Genomic DNA, 23,593 nt, shown 5'->3' on the forward strand with positions numbered 1-23,593 from the left:
CCAAATTTTAATTCGTAGTTATGAAAAAATATTCTGTTTTCCTGCTTTGGATGATGATGTTGATTTTAAACCCATCGTTCCGGGCAAATGGCCAGTATCAGATTCCACAGAAGTTAAAGTGGTGGTACAACGACCGCTTTGGCATGTTCATTCACTTTGGTAGCTATTCGTATTTGGCGCATGGCGAATGGGCATTCAGTGTTGAAAACTGGAAAAAGGCCGATTATCAGCAGCAGGTCTCACCTCATTTTTATCCATCGAAATTCGATGCCAATGAAATTGTTCAACTGGCAAAAGATGCCGGCATGAAGTACATTGTAATCACGGCCAAACACCACGAAGGATTTAGCATGTGGGATACTAAAGTGAAAAGCTTTAAGGATGTTACGGGCAAAAAAATGTACAGCCTGCAGCGTTTCACACCCTTTGGAAAACGGGATGTGTTGATGGAACTGAAAAAGGCCTGTGATGCTGCCGGGATCAAATTCTGTCTCTATTATTCAATCCTTGACTGGAGTCATTCTTCGCAGGAGATCAATTTCTTCGATGGCCATACCTATTCTATCATGAAGTCGGATGAAGCGCGAACGGCCTACATTCGCGATATGAAAGCGCAGCTCAAGGAGTTGATTGATCGCTATCATCCCGCTTCTCTCTGGTTTGATGGCGATTGGACGTACAATGCTGGTGACCCAACCCCTGAAAGGTGGTGGACGAAAGCCGACGGAGTCGATTTGTATAATTACTTAATAGGACTTGATCCCAACCTGGTGGTCAATGAACGTGTTTGCCGCAGTTTTGGCCTGGGCGATTACGAATGCCCCGAGCAGGAAGTGCCTGATGCACCGCGGAACCGCCAGTGGGAGACTTGCCAGACAATGAACAGGACCTGGGGCTACAATAAGAACGATAATGACTATAAATCGACCAAAAACCTGGTTAGGGAATTGGTGAAAGTGGTTTCACGGGATGGAAATTATTTGCTTAACATCGGCCCGAAGGGCGATGGGACTGTCCCGGAACAAACGGCGGACACCTTAAAAGCAATCGGAAATTGGATGGATAGCTACGGCGAAAGCATTTACGGTACAGCGCGCAGCCCGTTTGCGGCTGAACCCGAATGGGGTTTTTATACTAAAAAAGAAGGCAAATTGTTTGCTCATGTTTTTTCATGGCCTCAGGATGGAATGCTTTTGGTTTCGGCAATTAAAAATTCTATTGTAAAAATTTACCTGATGAATGATCCTGGGAAAGCGCTTGATTATTCCGTTGAAGATGGGAGTATCAGAATTTCGTTACCCGTGAATGCCCCGAACGGCAATGATTCGGTGGTTGTACTAGAGGTTTCTGGAGTGCCAGAAGCAGATATGCTCTAACGATAACAAACTACAAATTAATAAGTACTAAGCCGAAAAAGTGGAATGAAAGACTTTAAAATCAAACTAATAGTATCTCTGGGTATTGTGATAGGTTGTACAGCATCACTTTTCGCACAGGACACAAATTGCTTTTTGGAGGATTTTGAACCCAAAGAGGCTACCATCACAGTTTCAGCAGTTGCCAACAAAACGATGAATGCACGAACTGCAACGGTCACTTTATCGGCCGATACACTGAGTAAAATATCCAAATACGTGTTTGGAAATTCCATAGCGGTTTGGATGGGACATAACACAGGTGAATCGAAATTTGTGGAAAACACCACATTGTTGAGCCCCTCGTTAATCAGATTTCCCGGTGGAAGCTGGTCCAATGTATATTTCTGGGATGAATTGCCAAATGATATACCCGACAACGTTTTCGATTCATCAGGGAATCCTACAGAGTTTTTTCCTATTCCAGGAAAAGATTTTTGGACCCTTTCAACGGAGGAATATTACATACTACGCGAGCAAACTGGGTCGCAAGGCCTTATCACGGTCAATTATGGCTATGCCCGTTATGGGTTGAGCGATGATCCGGTGGCACAGGCAGCCCGTCTGGCCGCAGATTGGGTACGTCACGATAACGGAAGGACGAAATTTTGGGAAATTGGAAACGAAAATGCCGGTCCATGGGAAAAAGGGTGGAAAATTGATACAAGCACCAATAAGGACGGCCAGCCTGAGATTATTACCGGTCAGCTTTACGGTCAGCATTTCAATGTTTTTGCCGATTCCATGAGAGCAGCAGCAGCCGAGGTGGGCGCAACAATCTATATCGGTGCACAGGTATTGCATTACGATGGCACGACAAGCTGGAATTCGGTGGATCGTACCTGGAATGAAGGAGTGTTTAGCGAAATTGGCGATGCTGCCGATTTCTATGTCATGCACAATTATTTTGGAGAGGATTCAAACGCGGGTAATATGTTGTCGGATGCAGTTACTGAACCAAAGAAAAACATCGACTTTATTCGGCAGGATATTATTGATAAAAACGGTTTTCCTAAACCTGTAGCCATAACTGAGTATAATATGGATGGCCGGGCTACCAACACGGGCGGCGATCCAGAGCCACAAAATTCCAATATTAATGGACTACAGGCTACTATCCTGTTTAATGAATTAATAAAGAATGATTATGGAATGAGTGCAAGATGGTTGCTGGCTACTGGTGATGATGGAATGTTTTATCAGGGCAACAATGCGAGTCTAAGGTGGCAGCCACGGCCGGACTTCTATTATGCTTATTACACACAGAAATTTACTGGCGACCATGCCATTCCTGCAACTTCCAACAACGAAAACATTTTAGCTTATGCTTCCAGGTTTGCTGCGGGTGAAACTGGGGTTATGATCGTAAATAAGGGAAGTACAGCACAGGTTGTACAGATAGATCCAAATACAATTGGCGTTGGAGACCAATATTATGCCTATTTACTTTCGGGTGGTGCAGATAACGGAGACTTTTCTTCGATTGTATCCGTGAACGGTGTAGGTCCGACAGGGACCCAATGGGGGCCCCGCGAAACCCTTGAGGCCATTCCGGCTAATGCGTATTCAATTGATGAGGCCATTAAGCTGGATGTCCCTGCATGGTCAGTTCAGTTTGTCATGATTGAAACAGGTGATAACCATCTGCTTCCGACAGCAGTTGCAAGTGAACTAAAAAATGAACCGGGACTGATGAACTATCCCAACCCGTTCTCCGGCTCGACGACCATTCAATTCCAAACTTCAACGAAGGCATTGGTTGTATTGGACGTGTTTAATCAAACTGGGACGAAAATTTCCACCCTGGTCAACAAGGAATTGCCATCAGGGACACATCAAATAGATTTTAACGGAAGTTTACTCCCCTCCGGACTGTACTTCTACCAACTACGGGTTGGAAATTATTCAACAACGCGAAAAATGATCCTTAAAAAATAAACCACCAACAATAATAATAGACAAACGATTATGAAGATCAAACAACTTACACTTTTTGCACTCGTCCTCGTTCTGGCTACCGGGAGCGTTGTCGGCCAAGGAACCTATCAAAACCCCGTGATCCCGGGGTTCCATCCCGACCCAAGTGTCTGCAAAGCAGGCGATGACTTTTATTTGGTAACCAGTACTTTTGAGTACTTCCCGGGAGTCCCGGTTTTTCACAGCAAGGACCTTGTCAATTGGGAAAAAATAGGACACTGCCTAACACGGCCCTCCCAACTAAATTTAAAAAATGTCTGGCCTTCGGGAGGTATTTTTGCACCTACTATCCGTTACCACGAAGGTACGTTTTACATGATTACAACCAACGTATCGGATAAAGGCAACTTCATCGTTCATACCCAGGATCCGGCCGGCGAATGGTCGGATCCCGTGTGGTTGAAACAGAAAGGTATTGACCCGTCGCTGTATTTTGAAGGGGATAAATGTTACCTGACCTCCAACCCGGGCAATTGTATTTACCTGTCCGAGATCGACCCAATGACAGGTGAGCAGCTTTCGGAAAGCAAGGCTATTTGGACTGGCACCGGCGGCCGTTATCCCGAAGCCCCGCATATTTACAAAAAGGACGGCTGGTACTATCTCCTGATTTCGGAAGGGGGCACCGAGTATGGGCACAAAGTAACGATTGCCCGGAGCAAAAATATTGACGGGCCCTATGATTCGAATCCTGCCAACCCCATTTTGACGCATATAAATGTAAATGCCCAATCCAGTCCGATTCAGGGAACTGGGCATGCCGATCTCATCCAGGCCAACGATGGTTCCTGGTGGATGGTATTCCTTGCTTTTCGTCCGCAATCAGGGCTGCACCACATGCTGGGCAGGGAAACTTTTTTAGCTCCCGTAAGATGGGACAAAAACGCGTGGCCTGTTGTTAATGGCGATGGAACCGTGGGTTTAAACATGGATGTTCCTACCTTGCCGCTACAACCATTCCCGAAAGTATCGTACAGCACCGATTTCAATGAAAATAAACTGGGGTTTGAATGGAATTATTTAAGAAACCCCGTAAATGAAAACTATTCATTAAGTGAGAGAAAAGGCTATTTGCGTTTAAAGGCAACACCGGTGTCGCTGGACGATCTTGATTCGCCCACTTTTGTTGGGCGCAGGCAAGAGCATATCGACTTTACTGCCACTGCCACAATGGAGCTTTTTGATGCCCAGGAAGGTGACGAATCAGGAATCACCGTATTCATGAGCAACACATCGCATTATGACTTATTTGTAAAACAAAGTGCAACAGGCGAACGTGTTTTGAGCCTGCGTTACCGCTTGGGGGCACTGACCCACACTGCTTGCGAGATTTCTGTGCCGGAAGGGAACGTGTATTTACAGGTTCATGGCGATAAAGATTATTATTCGTTTGCTTATTCGACTGACGGTGAAAATTTCGAGCCTTTGGATAAAGTGGATGTACGTTACATCAGTTCTGAAACGGTGGGTGGATTTACCGGAATATACCTGGCGCTGTTCGCAACGTCGTCTGCTGAATCATCGAAAGCCTATGCCGACTTCGATAAATTTGAATATACGCCTAAAATTACAGATTAAATAAAGTTGATGCTCCCTGTGTTTATTAAGCGGTCTCACGAATCCTCACTTTATTGTGGAGCTATTGACTTTAATGGCCTGGGCCGGAACTCATTAAGTAGTTTTAGTTTTTGATCGTTACGTGCTGTAAACTAACGATTTGCTTGTTGTCTGACCATCTCCTGAAATTTTGTTTTTTGAGGCTGTCCGAAAACTCTGCTATCCTCCTTGTTCTCTCTGTGCAACTCTGTGGTAAAATAAATAACTGAACCACAGAGTTGCACAGAGTCAAATAAGGATCAAGGCCTAACTTTTTGGACAGCCTCCAAAACTTTCGGTATAAGACAGGTTGGAGCCAAATTAGTACATCGCAATACCCTCTTCGACACATAAAGCCCCTTGTGCACCTTATTTTTTTGCGAAATTAGTACTCCAAATATTTTTTTTAAACCTAAATTAATGAAAAGTCCATGAAGCATAAAGTCAGATGTTTAGCAATAATAATTGTGATTTTTTCTTTTTCTGTTATAAATGGGAGCGCGCAACTTTATGTTGGAGCCAATTATCATCCCCACGACCACAAAAACCCCGAAAAAATCAAAAGTGATATCGAGTTAATGAAAGCAGCCGGCCTGAATGTTGTCCGTTTGGGGCATTTGGCCTGGGACAGCTACGAACCATCGGAGGGGGTTTTCGACTTTGAGTGGTTTGACGAAGTGATGGACGAGTTGAACGAGGCTGGTATTAAGGTTATCCTCGACATTGCCATCCGCCCTGCACCCATCTGGCTGCACACAAAATACACCTCAGTCAGTGTTGTGGACGATAAAGGCAACCTTCAGTATCCGAACCATCGCTACATGGACGATGTGGGCGACCCCAACTACCAGAAATATGCCCTGCGTTTTACCGATACCATTTCAAAACGCTATGCCAACCATCCCGCCTTGCTTGCTTTCGGCATCGACAACGAATCGGGCGACGGTCCCATTTCGTATTCCGAAACTGTTCGCCAGCGGTTCGTTACCTGGTTGGAAAACAAATATTCGAACCTCGATAATTTAAACACTGCCTGGGCAACCCACCGCTGGTCGCGCCGATTGAACAGCTTCGATGAAGTTGGTTTGCCTTCAGCCGGTTCGAAAAACGGCGCGCCTGAAAAAATTCTCGATTTCCGCCGTTTTGTTTCCGATGAAGTCAACGGAATTTTATTTAAAGTACTTGATGTGGTGAACACCAATGCCCCCAATGCCTTGACCAATACCAATGCCTGGTATTACAGTTGGATGAAATATTTTGATTATTCTGAAATCGCTTATTCCGGTAAAATGACACGCCATGGTTGCGGGTTTTACCCCGGCAATTCGTTGACAACTAATTATGGGGTAATGAATGCTTCATTTGGGATTGCAAGGATTCAGTTCGAAAGCGAAAACCCATTTTGGTGCAACGAATTCAATACCATGACTTCGGTGCCAAATTCAATCCGAAAGTCGGCTTATGAAACGCTAATGTATGGCAACCAAATGGTTTGCGGCTGGACCTGGCAAAGTATGTGGGCCGGAGAAGAACAGTATTTGGAAGGTATGCTCGACTGGGATGGAATGCCAAACCGCAAGTACGATGAATACAAGCAAATAGCCACTGAATTCAAAAAGATTGAAAAATATTTCCCCTATAAACTTCAGGCTGAAGTTGGGTTGGCTTTTTCTTTTCCAAGCCAAATTGCAAGCAGTTCTTTCCCTGAGCAGCATGACAACCAAATTCAGGCTTGTTGGGACCTATTTTACTACCGCAACATGGATACGCGCATGCTCGATATTAACAAGAGTGCTTTGGATTACAAGTTGTTGATGGTTCCGGGCGTTGCTGTTATGGACAAGGGCACGGCCGCCAAAATCCGTAACTTTGTGAATAACGGCGGTACGGTGATTATGACGGCCAACTCGGCTATTGTTGATACCACAGGTCAGGTTTTCAGAAGTACCCTCCCCGGAATGTTGAGCGATGTTTTTGGTATTCGCGTGGCCAGTTTTGAAGAAACCGAACCGATGAACGAGATATCGCGAAAAGGGTACAAAGGCAAAAAACTTGAGTTCACTTATAACGAAAAAGCCATTGATACTGAATCGGCGAGGTTCGAAATTGTGGAACCAAAGGGAGCCGAAGTTATTGGAGCACTTACCAGCCTCGACAAGGATTATCCGATAATGACTTCGAACAAATATGGCAAAGGCCGGGCAATTTATGTGGGTTTGCCTGCTAAAAATGAAGTACTTGGCGGCCTGATCGATGAATTAATCCCCGAACTTGGCATAAAAAAGGGTCCCAATGTGCCATCGGGTGTTATGGCCAGACAAATTGATGAAAAACACTTGCTATATTTGAATATAACTGGCGAACCCAAAGAGATCAAGCTCAACGGAAAGTCGCGCAGTATTCTTTTTGACAAAGACTACACCGGTAGTTTTACCATTGCCCCATACGAACCGGAATTTATAGAAATAAGATAACTGTCAGAATAATAAGAAGATGAATTATAAACTGAAAAGCGCTATCATTTTTTTCAAAACGGCTCTTATCCTGTTGCTTTTCCTAACAGATGGAAACACGGAACCCAGGCAACCTAATGTATCAGACCAAAGAACAAAGGAGAATTTCGACTTTAACTGGCAGTTCCATAAAGGCGACATGGCCATGAAACTCGTTGTTAGGGTTGGGCAAGGAGGGATAACTGATATCAATGTCCCGATTATTAACAAGAAAGATACAGTAATTGATTATACAAATTCTGAAAGCAGTGCGTCGTTTTTTCCTCCCGATTGGAAAGAAGTGAACCTGCCTCATGATTGGGCAATTGAAGGTGATTTTGTTGAAGACAACACCTTAGGCAGCCAACCCGGGGGGAGTGGCTATTTGCCCACCGGCATTGGATTTTACCGAAAAGAATTTGTCATACCCGAAAGCGACAAAGGCCGAAAAATTTCCATTGAGTTCGACGGTATTTTCCGAAATAGCACCGTTTGGGTAAACGGGCACTTGATGGGCACCCACCTGAGCGGTTATACGCCATCAAACTACGACCTTACCGATGTGTTGCGTTATGGCAACGAAGGCAAAAATGCTATTTTGGTGAAGGTCGATGCAACCCAGGCCCAAGGTTGGTGGTACGAAGGAGCTGGCATTTACAGGCATGTTTGGCTTGTAAAAACCGATAAACTTCATGTAGCCCGGTTTGGAACTTACGTGACAACGCCTACGATAACTGATGCCGAAGCATCCGTCAACATTATAACCACACTGAAAAACGAATACACAACGGAAAAGGAGATTACGCTTGTTTCGAAAATAGTTGACCTAACCGGGAAGGTGGTCGATACCCAAACCTCCAATCAGTCGATGGCCCCTTTCGAACAGCTTGAAATCGCCCAAATGGGTGCGATAAAGTCACCTAAGCTGTGGTCGCCCGAATCGCCAAACCTTTACAAAGTGCTAACCGAAGTCACTGAAGGGGGTAAAATTGTCGATACTTACGAAACTACGTTTGGCGTTCGCACGGTGGAAATCAATAAGGATGGCGTTTTCCTAAATGGCAAACTTTACCCTGTAAAAGGAACTTGTAATCACCAGGATTTTGCAGGCCTTGGGGTTGCCCTGCCCGATAAAATTAACTGGTATAAGCTGAAATTACTCAAAGACGTGGGAAGCAACGGCTATCGCACGCACCATCCGTCAACCCCCGAACTGCTTCACATGTGTGATAGCATGGGAATACTTGTTTTGGCAGAAAACCGTCATTTGTCAAGCTCCGAAGACGGATTAAAAGATTTAACCGCCATGCTTATACGCGATCGCAACCACCCATCCATATTTTTGTGGAGCATGGAAAATGAAGAAGCGATACAAGGTACCGTGATGGGTGCCAGAATACTGGAAACCCTGGTTGAAACAACCTACCGGACTGACCCAACAAGGAAAGTGACCTCAGCCATGAATAAGGCGCGCAACGATGGAGGCTACGCCGATGTGCTTGATGTGGTGGGCTATAACTATGGAGATAAGCAGTTGGCTTATGTTACAGATAAAGAAAAATATCCCGACAGGGTAATGTTTTGTACCGAAGGCACAAGCTTTGTTTCCACCCGGGGCGAATATGTGAACAGTTGGTGGGCACAAACTTGTTCAAACTCAATTATTTGGCAACCCAATTGGGGCCCCTATCCGGGCGAAGATTGGGCCGATATCGTCAAGTATCCCTATCTCGGTGGTTTGTTCGTTTGGACCGGCTTCGATTATCGCGGCGAACCAACGCCATTCTTGTGGCCAAGTGTATCCTCTCAATTCGGGTTTATGGATTTGTGCGGTTTTCCAAAAGACGGTTACTATGCTTACAAAGCAGCCTGGACAGACATACCTGTGGTGCATATCTTCCCCCACTGGAATTGGCCCGGCAAAGAAGGCGACAGCATTAAAGTTCACTGTTACACCAATTGTGATGAAGTAGAACTGTTACTGAACGGCAAAAGTTTGGGCAAGCAAACGGCTGAACCTTATAAAAAGCTTATTTGGCCTGCAGTTTACAAACCTGGCAAATTGGAAGCGAAAGGATACAAAGGTGGAAAATTGGTAACGAGAGATATTGTTGAAACAACATCGGCACCCGCACAAGTTGCGGCCAGCAGCGATATGAACACACTCAAAGCCGATGGCTGCGATGTGGCTGTAATAAGGGTTGCTATTGAAGATGCCAAAGGCCGTGTGGTGCCAACTGCCGATAACCTTGTGAAATTTGAAATTGAAGGCCCCGGAAAAATAATCGGGGTAGGTAACGGCAATCCTAAAAGCCACGAGCCCAATAAGGCCAGCCAGCGCATGGCATTCAACGGGTATTGCATGGTGTTGGTGCAGACAGAAAAACATGCCGGGCAGATAAAGTTAAAAGCAACATCGGAAAACCTAAAAAATGCGGAAGTAATCATTAGAGCGGAATAATCAATGAAGCTTAAAAAGAACATATCACCTATGTTAAAAAACGTTCTTGTTATGTTCCTATTTTTGGGAATGTTGCAACCCCTTGTGGCGCAAACCACCTATTTTGTTTCTCCCAGCGGGAACGACAAAAACATGGGGTCGGAAAAGGCTCCGCTGAAAAGCATTGTAGTAGCTCAGCATAAAGCACGCGCACATAAAGGCGAAGTAACCATTTTTTTACGCGGCGGAGAATACAGGCTCGAGAAACCAATCGTTTTTACGCCAGACGACGGCAATGATGACAAACACCTTGTTTTGGCTTCCTATTCTGGCGAACAGGTGGTAATATCAGGTGGTATTCAACTGAAACTTAAGTGGCAGCCATACAAAAACGGGATTATGCAGGCGAAAGTTTCCCCGGAAATACCGATTGATATGCTCACGGTAAACGGGAAAATCAGGCACATGGCACGCTATCCAAATTTCGACTCAACGGCGATTAGGTTTAATGGCACATCGGCTGATGCCACATCGCCGGAGCGGGTCGCTACGTGGATGAACCCTGCCGGTGGTTTCCTCCATGCCATGCACGTAAGCGATTGGGGCGATTTTCATTACCGCATAACCGGTAAAGATGAAAATGGCGAATTGAAAATGGAAGGCGGCTGGCAAAATAACCGTCCTTATGGATTAAGCAAAGACAACCGGATGGTGGAGCATATTTTTGAAGAATTGGACGCTCCTGAAGAATGGTTCTACGACACAAATGAAGCCATTTTGTATTATTATCCGTTGCCAAACGAAGATATTCACAAAGCAATCGTTGAGGTTGCACAGTTGAAACATTTGATTGAATTCAGGGGCACAGAGCAGGAACCGGTCAGGAATATCACGATAAAAAATATCGAATTTACCCAAACGGCCCGCACGTTTATGGAACACTATGAGCCGCTTCTACGTTCCGACTGGACGGTGTATCGCGGTGGCGCCATCGTGTTTGAAGGAACCGAAAATTGTGCTCTTACCGGCAGTTATCTTCATAATTTGGGTGGCAATGCAGTTTTTTTCTCCAACTACAACCGCAATTCGGCGGTGTCTGGTTCTCACTTCACCCAAATAGGGGCAAGTGCTATTTGCTTTGTGGGCGACACCAGCGCGGTGCGCTCCCCGGATTTTAATTATCACAGTTTTACCCCTTTGGATAAACTGGATAGGGAAGTTGGGCCCAAAACCAACAATTACCCTGCACATTGTTTGGTGCACGATAACCTGATCCACACCATTGGCCTGTTTGAGAAGCAAATTACAGGCGTTGAACTTTCCATGTGCAAGTCGATTACCGTGAGCCACAATAGCATTTACGATGTCCCACGCGCAGGCATCAACATATGCGAAGGCACCTGGGGCGGGCATATTATTGAATACAATGATGTGTTCGAAACAGTGAAGGAAACCGGCGACCACGGTTCGTTCAACTCGTGGGGGCGCGACCGTTTTTGGCACCCAGACCGTGAAGAAATGAACCGGATAGCGGCGAACGAACCTTCCTTGATTTTGGCGGACGCTATTTCAACCGTAATGATCCGCAACAACCGCTTTCGTTGCGACCGGGGCTGGGATATTGATTTGGATGATGGCTCCAGCAATTATCACATCTATAATAACCTGTGCTTAAACGGGGGGATTAAGCTGCGCGAAGGTTTTTACCGTGTGGTCGAAAACAATATTTTGGTCAATAATACCTTTCATCCGCATGTGTGGTTCGAAAACAGTGGTGATGTTTTTACACGCAACATTGTGATGGAACCTTTTGAACCCATTAATCTGTTGGGCTGGGGTGCCATGGTTGACTACAACATTTTCACAAGCCCCAAAGCTTTGGCCGAGGCCATTAACACGGGAATTGATAAAAATTCAATTGTATATCCCATTGATTTTCAAAACCCCGGCAAAGGCGACTTCAGGGTGAAAAACAGCGCAACGGAGGTTTTTCGTATGGGCTTCCTGAATTTTGACATGGATGGTTTTGGGGTGGTTTCATCACATCTCAAAAGCATGGCTAAAACACCGAAAATAAATGCGCCCATTATTAAAATGGATATATCCGAATCAAAAGTAATTGAATGGCAGGGATGGCGCATTAAAAACCTCGACACACAAGGCGAACGCTCGGCAACCGGCATGGATTCGGAACGAGGAGTTTACGTGGTTTCTATTGTTGACCAATACAGCAAACTAAAAGATTTTCTCCGCCCAAATGATGTGATTTTAGAATTTGCAGGAAAGGCCATCAATAATTTAGACGACCTGGAAAAGGCGATTGGACAAGCTGATTATACAAAACCATTGAAGTTGGTTATCTTTAGAAATCAAAGGGAAAACACAGTTGTAATCCCTCTTAATACAATAAAATCATAGAAGTAATATATTGTAAATGACCTAATATAAGTATCATGAAACTCAAAAGAATTTTAGCTCAGAAATCCCGGTTCCGAATGCTGCTGTTTGCAGTTGTGTTTTTTACCGCGTGTAGCAACGTTGAAGTCCCCGAGCCTGTTGGTCCCGTTCCGTCGGAGAATCAGTTGCGTTGGCAGGAAATGGAGCACTATTCCTTTATCCATTTTTCGCTGAATACGTATACCGACCAATCGTGGGGTTTTGGCGATGAAGACATCAACCTGTTTAACCCCACAGAATTGGATGCCCGCCAGTGGGCGCGGATTTGCAAGGAAGCGGGGATGAAAGGCATCATCATTACCGCAAAGCACCACAGTGGTTTTTGTCTTTGGCCTTCGGAGTACACGGAGTATTCGGTGAAAAATGCCCCCTGGAAAGATGGTAAAGGCGACGTGGTCCGCGAATTGGCCGATGCCTGTGAGGAATACGGCTTGAAGTTGGGCATTTACGTATCGCCATGGGACAGGAACCACCCGGATTATGGAAAACCTGAATACATCACCTATTTCAGGAACCAGATCAAAGAGTTGCTGACCAACTACGGGCCAATTTTCGAAATCTGGTTCGATGGCGCCAATGGCGGTACCGGATATTACGGAGGTGCCAATGAAAACCGGAAAATTGACCGGACGACTTATTATGACTGGCAACCAACCTACCAAATGATCCGCGAACTTCAACCCGACATCGTGATCTGGAACGACGGTGGCGACCGCGCCGACCTGCGTTGGGTGGGAACTGAAGGCGGTTGGGTTGGCGAAACCAACTGGAGTTTGTTAAATGCCACGGGCGATGTTCCCTGGGAAATGTTGCATTTTGGTGTTGAAGATGGCGATTCGTGGGTGCCGGCCGAGGTGAACACTTCCATCCGTCCGGAGTGGTTTTATCACCCAAGCGAAGATGAAAAAGTGAAAACGCTTCCTCACCTGATGGATACCTACTACCATTCTATTGGGCGGAACGGCACGCTGTTGCTGAACTTCCCGATTATGCCAAACGGCCTGATTCACCCGACCGATGAGAAGGCCGCGCTTGATCTTGCCCAGGCAGTTGAAGAAGCATTTGCTGTTAATCTGGCCGACCATGCAAAAACCGAGGCCACAAATGTCCGGGGCAAATCCCGAAAATTCAGCGCGTCAAAGGCTATTGACGGCGACAAAGAAACCTATTGGACAACCGATGATGATGTTACTACAGCCTCGCTGACTATCGATTTTGGCAAGCCAACCGCTTTTAACCGTTTTATGGCACAGGAGCACATTCGCTTGGGGCAACGTGTGAAATCGTTTACTGTTGAAGCGCTGGTGGCCGGCGAGTGGAAAGAAGTAGCAAAAGCAACCACGATCGGCTACAAACGGATCCTTCGTTTTCCAACCGTTGAGGCCACCAAACTTCGTTTAAATATAACCGGTTCAAAAGCTTGTCCGCTGATATCGAATATCGGGGTTTATGATGCACCGCAAATACTGACCCCGCCCACGGTTATCAGGAACCAGGCCGGCGAACTGATCATTACCCCGGCCGACCCGGAGTCTGAAGTTTTCTATACCCTGGATGGCAGCGAACCGAATTCAAGCGCTACGAAATATTCGGGCCCTGTTCAAACGGATGGCAAGCTGGAAGTTAAAGCAATTGCTTACGAACCCGCATCGCAAAAAAGCAGTGCCGTGAGCCATGAAAAGTTCGACCAGGTCCGGAAAGACTGGAAGATTTTAGGGATTGAGGATGAAAACGCTTACACAATTTTGGATGGTAATCCGGCAACAGCCTGGCAGCAGAAAGCGGAAGCTTTGCCCGTTGATCTGGTAATTGATTTAGGTGGAGAATTGACTATCATTGGGTTTCGCTATCATCCGGATATGGGTCTCTGGAACCCGGGGATTATTTCAGATTATCAGTTTTTCGTTTCACCTGATAATAAAAAATGGAAACTGGTAAGCGAAGGCGAATTCCCGAACATCAAAAATAATCCGTTATGGCAAGCAAAATCGTTCGGCGAAGAAAAGGCCCGCTATGTCAAGTTTCGGGCATTGAGAAATACGGAGAATAATAACAATATCAAATATGCCGAAGTGGATTTGATAACCAACTGATAATCTTTGAATAAACATTAATTCTACTTTAACACTTTCGAAAAATCCGGCTGTTTTTACCCTGCATCCGGCAGTTGCCGGAAACAGCCGGATTTTTCTCCTGACACCCGGCAGCTGCCGGGTCGGGGTAAATCAGGAGAAAAATCGTACACAAACCTTAATCTGTTAAAGTAGAACTAAAAGCAAACTGTACTAATCTCGTATTGAATGAAAAACAGATCACTAATTATTTCGTTGATGTGCTTCATGGTGTTTTTGTCATGCAAAAATGAGCAAGCACTCCATGACGCTAAGATGGCGTTTGATTTTGACTGGAAGTTTGCCCTGGATGATCATCCGGGAGCTGAACAACCAGATTTTGACGATTCGGAATGGCGACTGCTTGACGTTCCGCACGATTTCAGTATCGAACAACCATTCGATTCCACCTACCTTACAGGGGGAGGTGGCGGCTATGCCTACAGCGGCATCGGCTGGTACCGAAAGCACTTTGTAACCGAAAAGGCCTTTACCAACAAAAAGGTTTCGGTGTTGTTCGATGGGGTTTACCGAAACAGCGAAGTCTGGATCAACGGGCATTATTTGGGTATCCGGCCTTATGGTTATTCTTCTTTTTATTACGACCTGACACCTTATTTAGAACCTGTGGGAGAGGAGAATGTCATCGCCGTAAAGGTGGATACTTCCGAACAACCCAATTCGAGGTGGTACACGGGTTCAGGCATTTACCGGCATGTTTGGCTGGTAGCGAAAAACAAGCTGCACATCGATCAATGGGGCGTTTTTGCCCGTACCATCGAAACAAACCAAAACGAGGCACGGGTTGATGTTTCTATCGAATTGAACAACGATAACGATGCCGATCAACTTTGCACCGTCGTGACCAAATTCATCGATTCGGAAGGTAAGCAGGTGGCCAAATCGGAAACCGATGTTGAGGTTAAAGCCGGTCAGCAACAGGTGATCGATCAAAACATCCAGCTAAATAATGCTAAACTTTGGTCCATCGGTCAACCCAATTTATATCGTTTGCAAGTTGAGCTAATGAGCGGCAATGAGGTTGTTGACAGTTATACAACGGCTTTTGGGGTCAGGACTTTCCAATTCGACCCCAACAAAGGTTTTTCGCTCAATGGCAAACATGTGAAACTGAAAGGAGTAAACAACCACCACGATGGCGGGCCGTTGGGAGCAGCCGTTTTCAACCAGACTCACAAACGGCAGCTCGAAATCTTGAAAGAAATGGGCTGCAATGCTTTGCGCATGAGCCACAACCCACCTGCCTCCGAGTTGCTTGCTTATGCCGATAGCCTGGGATTTGTGGTGATCGACGAGATTTTTGACGAATGGATGGATGGAAAAACCCCGGCCGGATATGCCACTCATTTTGAGGAATGGTACGAACGCGATGTGGAAAACTGGATCCGCCGCGACCGCAACCATCCTTCGGTCATTGCATGGAGTATTGGTAACGAAGTGCGCGAACAGTATAACAAGGACAATGCTGAGAAAATTATACCGATGCTTCTCGAAGCGGCCAAGAAGCACGACAGCACCCGTCCATTCACGTTGGCCTGTAACGAGATTGTGAACTTCAATGACTTTGGGGTGCTTGAACTGCTGGATATTGTAGGCTACAATTATCAGGAAGCATTTTACGAAACCGACCACGAAAAATACCCCAACCGGGTGATTTACGGCTCAGAAACGGTCATGTATCCTTACCACGACCACAATGCGTGGCAAATGCGCTCGTACCAGCAATGGCTCGATGGCCAGTTGGAAGATTATGTGGCCGGCGAATTTCTTTGGACGGGCTTCGATTATTTAGGCGAGGCGGGAATTGGCCATGTAGGTACCGGGTTCGAATTTTGGAAAATATGGCCAAACTGGCCGTGGCGCGGTGCCGATTGCGGCGTAATCGACATGTGCGGTTTCCCAAAACCGGGCTACTGGTTCCGAAAATCTTTATGGAATGATGAGCCCATGGTTTACATTGCCGTGCAAACCGACGCATCGGCGCGCAACAGAAACATGGCTTCGTTTTGGAACTGGCCCAAGGTGGAAGCTCACTGGAATCACGAAACCCCTGGCGATACCCTGGCCGTTCACGTCTATACCAATGTGCCCGATGTGGAGTTGAAACTGAATGGAAAGTCGTTGGGTAACCGCAAATGGGACTTGAAAAATGAAGCTTTCCTGTTTTTTGAGGTGCCTTACCAACCCGGAAAACTGGAAGCCATTGGGAAAACCAAAGATGGCAAAACCGTGTCGTTTGCTGTGGAAACAGCTGGTGAGCCTGCAAAAATGGTGCTTACTCCCGACCGGCAAACCATCAAGGCAAACAAACAAGATTTGTGCTACGTGACCGTGCAACTGCTTGATGCCAACAACGTACCCGTGCCGTTTGCCGACAATCTGGTTGAATTTGAAGTGACCGGCGCAGGTAAATTATTGTCCGTGGGCAACGGCAACCAGCAAAGCCACACGTTCTTTAAAGGGAATAAAATGGAGGCGCATTTAGGAAAATGCCTGGCCATTGTGCAATCAACCGATGAAAAAGGCGAAATAACAATTACCGCAAAAAGTGGAACGCTTCCGGTGACAACAGCAAGATTGGTGGCGGAATAATTCGGGTAAATAGTAATCATCATAAAAACGGAATAAATGAATAAACTTAAAAGGACTTTAAAAACAGCTTTTTTCCTGGCTACAAGCTGCACTTTAATTGAGTGTACCACCAATCAATCTCCGCAGAACGTAACCGTTTACGAGCCAAGCTGGGAGTCGTTAGCCAAACACAACACCGAACCGGAATGGTTTAAAGATGCCAAACTTGGGATCTATTTTCACTGGGGCATTTATTCCGTGCCTGCATTTAGTTCCGAATGGTATCCCGCATGGATGTATTATACAAACCTTGAAAAAGGACAATGGGGAGCTGAGGTTCGTGATTACCATGTGAAAACTTACGGGCCTGATTTTAATTATCATGACTTTATACCCTTGTTTAAGGCCGAACATTTTAATGCAGCACAATGGGCTGACTTGTTTCAAAAAGCAGGAGCTAAATTTGCAGGCCTTGTTGCCGAACATCACGATGGTTTCGCCATGTGGGACAGCGAGATCAACCCATGGAATGCCGCAGATATGGGCCCTGAGAAAGATATCGCAGGAGAGCTTCTGGCAGAACTTAAAAAACGCGATATGAAAACCATAACGACCTTCCACCATGCCCGAAACCTGCAACGTTATGCAAACGACAGTACCCATTGGGCTAATAGCGGAAAAGTAGGCTTTGATAGTCATTTCGCCTACGACCCGAATGGGATTACAAGCACCAAAGATGAAAAGCTTAAATATCTGTATGGTAATATTCCGGTTGATGAGTTTCATGAATATTGGTTAGGACAAGTGAATGAGGTCGTTGATAAATATGCCCCGGATATGATTTGGTTCGATTCGTGGCTGGATATGATCCCGGAGGAATACAGGCAAAAGATGGTGACCCACCATTATAACACGGCAGTAAGCCGTGGGCAGGAACCCATAACTTTTTATAAACAGGAAGATTTGCCGGACAGTGTTGCCTTACTTGACATTGAGCAGGGTGGGAAAACAAATATTTCAGAAAAATACTGGCTGACAGATATCACCATTAGCGATGGCAGCTGGTGCTACACCAACGGGCTGAAGTACAAAGAAGCTGATTTGATTATCCGCAATATGATTGACGCGTGGAGTAAAAAGGGCGTGGTCCTGTTAAATGTATCTCCGATGGCAAATGGCGTCATTCCTCAAGAACAGCAAGATGTTTTAAAAATCATTGGAGAATGGATCAGGGAGCATGAAGAAGCGGTATATAACACCCGCGTGCATTCAATTTTTGGTTATGGAAATGCTGAATTTGAGAAAGGGCATTTCGGAGGCCAGTCAGCAACGATGAAATACACCAAAGACGATATCAGGTTTGCCAGGTCGAAAGACGGAAATACACTGTATGTTTATTGGTTGGGCTTGCCTGAACCCAATACTGAAATTGAACTGGAACATGTTTTTGAGACAAACCAGAACCAGGATATCTCCCGTGTTGGTGTGGTTGGAAGCGGCCTTGAGTTGAAATGGTCGGTGAATGGAAATAAATTAACGGTAACAACGCCTGGCGCAGATTCAATGAATGAAATTGCAACAGTACTGAAAGTTGAGTTTAAATAGTATCATCTGATTATTTTCCTGAAATATTGGGCAAGTCCTCCTGCAAACAACTTTTTTATGAAAAAATACTTAAAGACGGTAGTAAAGGACCGGGTAATGATTTTTTTGATTTTTATCCTTTTCGCGAGCAGTATGAATGCCCAGACCGCCATGATCAATGTTCAGTCCAGAAATACCACCAGTTTAAACGGGAAGTGGACGGTAATACTTGACCCCAACGGGGCAGGTGAAGGGAAACAGGTGTGGCAGGAAAAACAAGCTCAAAAAAAGACCGATTTTGTGGAGTATTCGTTCGATGGCGGCCCCGAATTGCAGGTGCCGGGCGATTTCAACTCGCAACTGTGCGAACTCACTTATTTTGAAGGAACAGTTTGGTACAAAAAACAATTCAGCTATTCAATTGCTGAAGGGAAACGGCTGTTCCTTCATTTCGGGGCGGTAAATTATCTGGCCGATGTCTATCTGAACGGCGAAAAAATCGGAAGCCATGAAGGTGGTTACACACCGTTTCAGTTCGAGATTACCGGCAAAGTAAAGGACGGTAGCAATACGCTGATTGTTAAAGCTGATAACCGGAGAATGGGGAATGGCCTGCCAAGTTTTGGCTTTGACTGGTTTAACTACGGGGGCATTACCCGCGATGTGGATTTGATTGAAACCGACAACACGTTTATTGACGACTACTTCATTCAACTAAAAAAAGGGAGCCTCAAAACGGTTTCAGGATGGGTCCAGTTGAACGGAACAAAAGCTACGCAGAAAATAAAAGTACAAATTCCGGAACTCAACATTGCTTATCAAACGAAAACAGACAGCAAAGGCTTTGCCCAGGTTGAATTTTCATCTGATTTTCAGCTTTGGTCGCCTGCAAACCCGAAGCTTTACCAGGTAATTGTTGAAAGTGAAACAGATACTGTTGCGGATGAAATTGGTTTCAGGTGCATTGAAGTGCAGGGAAACAAAATACTGCTGAACAAAGAGCCGATCTTTCTGAAAGCTGTCAATATCCACGAAGAAAATCCTTACAAAAAGGCCCGGGCTTTTACTGACGGGGACAATCGGTTATTACTGGAAGCAGCCAAAGATTTGGGATGTAATTTCGTCCGGCTGGTTCACTATCCGCATAATGAAAAAATGGTGAAAGAAGCCGAAAAAATGGGCTTGATGGTTTGGAGCGAACTGCCCGTTTACCAGCACATCGAATTTTCGGATAGCCTCGTTCCGGCAAAACTGGAGCAAATGCTCCGCGAAATGGTTTCACGTGATAAAAACCGCTGCGGGGTGGTTGTCTGGAGCCTTTCGAACGAAACCTATCCGGGAACGCCCAACCGCAACGAGGCTCTTATTGAGCTAACACAGAAATGCCGGGCATTGGATTCCACCCGCTTAATTGTACACGTGATGAACACCCACAGCTACAATAACAATACATTTAATGTGTGGGATCCACTCTATAACTATTCCGACCTGATTGCCCTCAATGAATACATCGGGTGGTACATTCCATGGCAGGGCAAGCCATCGGATACAAAATGGAATGTTGTGTTCCCTGATAAACCGGTGTTTATCTCTGAGTTTGGCGGCGAGGCAAAATATGGCAGTAACGAAGGCCCAGACGACGAAGCAGCTTACTGGACAGAAGCCTATCAGGAAAAAATTTACAAGGATCAGACTGAAATGTTCAGCACTGTTCCCAATCTGTGCGGGGTGTGCCCGTGGTTGTTGTTCGATTACCGTTCGTTGGGCCGCATGAACCAGGTATATCAGAATGGTTACAACCGGAAAGGGTTGATATCTGAAAACGGCGAAAAAAAGAAAGCATGGTACATTATGCGCAAGTATTTTCAGGAAAAGAAGTGAATAACTTCTTTAAAAGAAATAGAATCAATGATTTAATTAGATTAAAAATGAGCAATATGAATTTCAGAATAGCATTAATCGCGATAATCAGCTTTGCAGCAAGTGCTAATTTGTTTGGACAAAGCAAAGTGATTGACCTTTGGAACGGGGAAGTGCCCGGTTCAATTCAAAAAACCGATTACAAACAAATAGTCGATTCGGCATACTACATTAAGCTACGATATATATCCAACCCCACCATTCAGGTATATCCTGCACCTGCCGGTAAAAATACCGGAACTGCGGTGGTGGTATGTCCCGGTGGCGGATATTATGGTATTTCATTCGTAGGTGAAGGTCAGGAGGTTGCCAAATGGTTAAACGGATTGGGCATTTCGGCCATTGTTTTACATTACCGTTTGCCCGACGATGCCATTATGGAAAACAAATCAATAGCTCCGTTGCAGGATGGACAAGAAGCAATGCGTATTGTTCGCCGTAACGCTAAGGAGTGGGGCATCGATCCACATAAAATAGGGATAATGGGCTTTTCGGCCGGAGGTCATCTCGCATCCACTGTTTCAACCCATTACAATGAAAAAGTTTATACTCCGATTGACTCCACCAGTGCCCGCCCTGATTTTTCGTTGTTAATTTACCCGGTAATCTCAATGGATACTGCCATTACCCACATGGGGTCGCGGGAGAGTCTGATAGGCAAAAACCCATCGACTGAGATGGTGGAGCATTTTTCGAACGCGTTGAAAGTTACAGCCAACACTCCCCCGGCATTTATGATACACTCTTTGGATGATGGTGCTGTTCCGGTAGAAAACAGCATTGAATACGCATTAGCTATGAAAAAATATAAAGTGCCGTGCGAACTTCATATATATCAGTCGGGTGGACATGGATACGGATTGGGACGGTCAAAAAATACAGAATCAACATGGACTGAAGCTTGTCGTAGGTGGTTTGAAACAAGCGGTTTATTGACGAGATAAATTTAAAAAATGAAGTATTAACTTAATTGAGGAGGTATTGAAATGTTAAAACGAATGTTTGTGGTCGCACAAATAGGCATTTTAAGCCTATCCTTTCTGATTGGCCTGAACGCTAGTGCGCAGGAAAAATCAACATCGGTGTTAGAAGATTTCAAGCCCGCTTCAACCAATCAATTGGGTAGCGAGTATCCTCAGATAAACTCCGAAGGCCGTGTCAGGGTACGTATCAAGGCCCCTGAAGCAAAAAGTGTATTGATGAATATCAATGGGCTGTATCCCATGGCCAAAGATTCGCTTGGCTTTTGGACGGGCACTTCGGAACCACTTGACGAAGGTAACCACTATTACGGGCTAGTTATTGATGGCGCTGAGGTGCCCGATCCGGGCAGTACCCTCATCTTTGGTTCGGGTGCATGGCGAAACAGTATCGAAATTCCGGCTGTAGATCAGGATTTCTATGCCCTGAAAAATGTGCCACACGGCCAGTTGCGCGAGATTCTTTACTACGGAAATACCAGCCAGGCCATCAGGCACTGCTTTGTATATACCCCACCCGATTACGACAAGGATGTGACCAAACGCTATCCGGTGCTGTATCTGCAACACGGATATCGCGAAGGGGAAAGTGGCTGGGGTGACCAGGGTCACGCGGGTCTGATCATGGATAACCTGCTTGCCGAAGGAAAGGCTAATCCATTTATCATTGTGATGGAAAATGGTGGCACTTCCGGCGATTTGAGCAAGCAAGGCGGATTGGGCGGTTTCGATTGGGGAAAATTCGAACACATCCTTCTTGAAGACGTGATCCCATACATTGATACCAATTTCCGAACGATTGCAGATCAGTCACACCGTGCGATGGCCGGCTTGTCTATGGGCGGTATGCAGACGAAGCGGATCACCCTGGCAAACCTTGACAAGTTTTCGCACATTGGTCTTTTCAGCGGTGGCAGCATCTCTATGGACGATGTGGATAAAACCCCCGGGTTCAAGGACAAGGTTAAACTCGTATTCGTTGGTTACGGAAGCCGCGAACTTGGAGAAAACCACCGTGGTTTTGGCGGTGATCCCAAAGCAAATACCGACTCGTTGAAACAAGCAGGAATCAACAGTGTGTTTTACGTTTCCCCAAATACCGCCCACGAATGGCAGAGCTGGAGACGCAGTTTACACGAGTTTGCCCCTTTGTTATTCCGCGATGATGCGCCTCGAGCCCGCGGGGGTGGCTTTGGCGAACCTATTGAGCTGAGTACAGACGACAAGCCCGCATTTGACGATCCCCCGGCCGGATTCAGAGACAAGCGCGAAAATGTTGCTCACGGTACAATTGCTACTGTACAGTATGACTCCAAAACGCTCTCCACACCTAGGGAGATGCTGATTTATACTCCTCCCGGTTATTCACCCGACCGAAAGTACCCGGTGATCTATTTGCTGCATGGCCTCAATTCCGGTGCAGGTCAATGGCCGTATTGGGTCCATGCTGAAAATGTGATCGATAACCTGGTGGCTGATGGTAAAATTGAGCCGGTAATCATGGTTTTCCCAAATTGCAATGCAAACATAACCGTGGAGAATCCCAAGCCTGATGAACAGGAGGAACGAAAAGGCGGATTTGAAGGTTATGCCCTGCCTTTCGAAAATGATTTGCTCAAGGATATTATCCCTTACATTGAGTCCCACTATTCGGTTTACACCGACCGCGAACATCGCGCACTTGCAGGGCTGTCCATGGGCGGTGGCCAATCGCTGAACATCGGCCTTTCCCATATTAATACTTTTGCTTATGTCGGGGGATTTTCATCGGCCCCGAATACCAATGAATTCGGGGGGCTTTCTGACACCAAACTGTTGCCTGATCCGGAAGCAGCCAGGGAGCAGCTTAAAGTACTGTGGCTTGCCTGTGGTAACAAGGATGGCTTGATCAGGGTCAGTCAGCGGGTGCACCAGCACCTTAAAGAACAAGGCGTGCCGCATGTATGGCACGTGGATGGCAATGCTCACGACGATACCGAGTGGGCCAATAATCTGTATTTTTTTGTCCAACATATTTTCAGATAAATAC

Annotated in this window: 12 protein-coding genes; all 12 read left to right on the top strand. The window is 45.8% G+C overall.

The window, feature by feature from the left end; genetic code table 11:
* The first annotated feature begins 20 nt into the window (after window positions 1–20).
* The gene (locus ACOIT5_RS14855) at window positions 21–1,376 is read left to right on the top strand and encodes an alpha-L-fucosidase (protein ID WP_423126943.1); all 1,356 of its coding nucleotides are present in this window, start codon (window positions 21–23) and stop codon (window positions 1,374–1,376) included.
* A 45-nt stretch (window positions 1,377–1,421) separates the two neighbouring features.
* A complete protein-coding gene (locus ACOIT5_RS14860; RefSeq protein ID WP_423126944.1) occupies window positions 1,422–3,353 on the top strand; it encodes a T9SS type A sorting domain-containing protein in 1,932 nt (643 codons plus the stop codon).
* A gap of 30 nt (window positions 3,354–3,383) precedes the next feature.
* Window positions 3,384–4,970 carry a glycoside hydrolase family 43 protein gene (locus ACOIT5_RS14865; protein WP_423126945.1) on the top strand — a complete coding sequence of 529 codons (1,587 nt, stop codon included), beginning with the start codon at window positions 3,384–3,386 and terminating at the stop codon, window positions 4,968–4,970.
* 485 nt (window positions 4,971–5,455) lie between these two features.
* Window positions 5,456–7,462 (top strand): beta-galactosidase, encoded by a 2,007-nt coding sequence (locus tag ACOIT5_RS14870; RefSeq protein WP_423126946.1) that lies wholly within the window; start codon window positions 5,456–5,458, stop codon window positions 7,460–7,462.
* A 19-nt stretch (window positions 7,463–7,481) separates the two neighbouring features.
* Complete coding sequence (galA, locus tag ACOIT5_RS14875) at window positions 7,482–9,941, top strand: beta-galactosidase GalA (protein WP_423126947.1); 2,460 nt, start codon at window positions 7,482–7,484, stop codon at window positions 9,939–9,941.
* A gap of 51 nt (window positions 9,942–9,992) precedes the next feature.
* Window positions 9,993–12,338 carry a PDZ domain-containing protein gene (locus ACOIT5_RS14880; RefSeq protein WP_423126948.1) on the top strand — a complete coding sequence of 782 codons (2,346 nt, stop codon included), beginning with the start codon at window positions 9,993–9,995 and terminating at the stop codon, window positions 12,336–12,338.
* Window positions 12,339–12,373: 35 nt separating this feature from the next.
* Window positions 12,374–14,470: an alpha-L-fucosidase gene (locus ACOIT5_RS14885; RefSeq protein ID WP_423126949.1), complete on the top strand. Its 2,097-nt coding sequence runs from the start codon at window positions 12,374–12,376 to the stop codon at window positions 14,468–14,470.
* Between the two features lie 207 nt (window positions 14,471–14,677).
* The gene (locus tag ACOIT5_RS14890; protein WP_423126950.1) at window positions 14,678–17,101 is read left to right on the top strand and encodes a glycoside hydrolase family 2 TIM barrel-domain containing protein; all 2,424 of its coding nucleotides are present in this window, start codon (window positions 14,678–14,680) and stop codon (window positions 17,099–17,101) included.
* 36 nt (window positions 17,102–17,137) lie between these two features.
* Complete coding sequence (locus tag ACOIT5_RS14895) at window positions 17,138–18,685, top strand: alpha-L-fucosidase (protein WP_423126951.1); 1,548 nt, start codon at window positions 17,138–17,140, stop codon at window positions 18,683–18,685.
* Between the two features lie 57 nt (window positions 18,686–18,742).
* A complete protein-coding gene (locus ACOIT5_RS14900) occupies window positions 18,743–20,545 on the top strand; it encodes a glycoside hydrolase family 2 protein (RefSeq protein ID WP_423126952.1) in 1,803 nt (600 codons plus the stop codon).
* Between the two features lie 56 nt (window positions 20,546–20,601).
* Window positions 20,602–21,528, top strand: a complete 927-nt coding sequence (locus ACOIT5_RS14905; RefSeq protein WP_423126953.1) for an alpha/beta hydrolase — start codon at window positions 20,602–20,604, stop codon at window positions 21,526–21,528.
* Between the two features lie 42 nt (window positions 21,529–21,570).
* Entirely contained in the window at window positions 21,571–23,589 is a 2,019-nt protein-coding gene (locus ACOIT5_RS14910) for an alpha/beta hydrolase-fold protein (RefSeq protein ID WP_423126954.1), read from the top strand.
* Window positions 23,590–23,593: the final 4 nt, after the last annotated feature.

Source organism: Gaoshiqia hydrogeniformans (assembly GCF_049347105.1).
GTDB lineage: Bacteria > Bacteroidota > Bacteroidia > Bacteroidales > Prolixibacteraceae > Gaoshiqia > Gaoshiqia hydrogeniformans.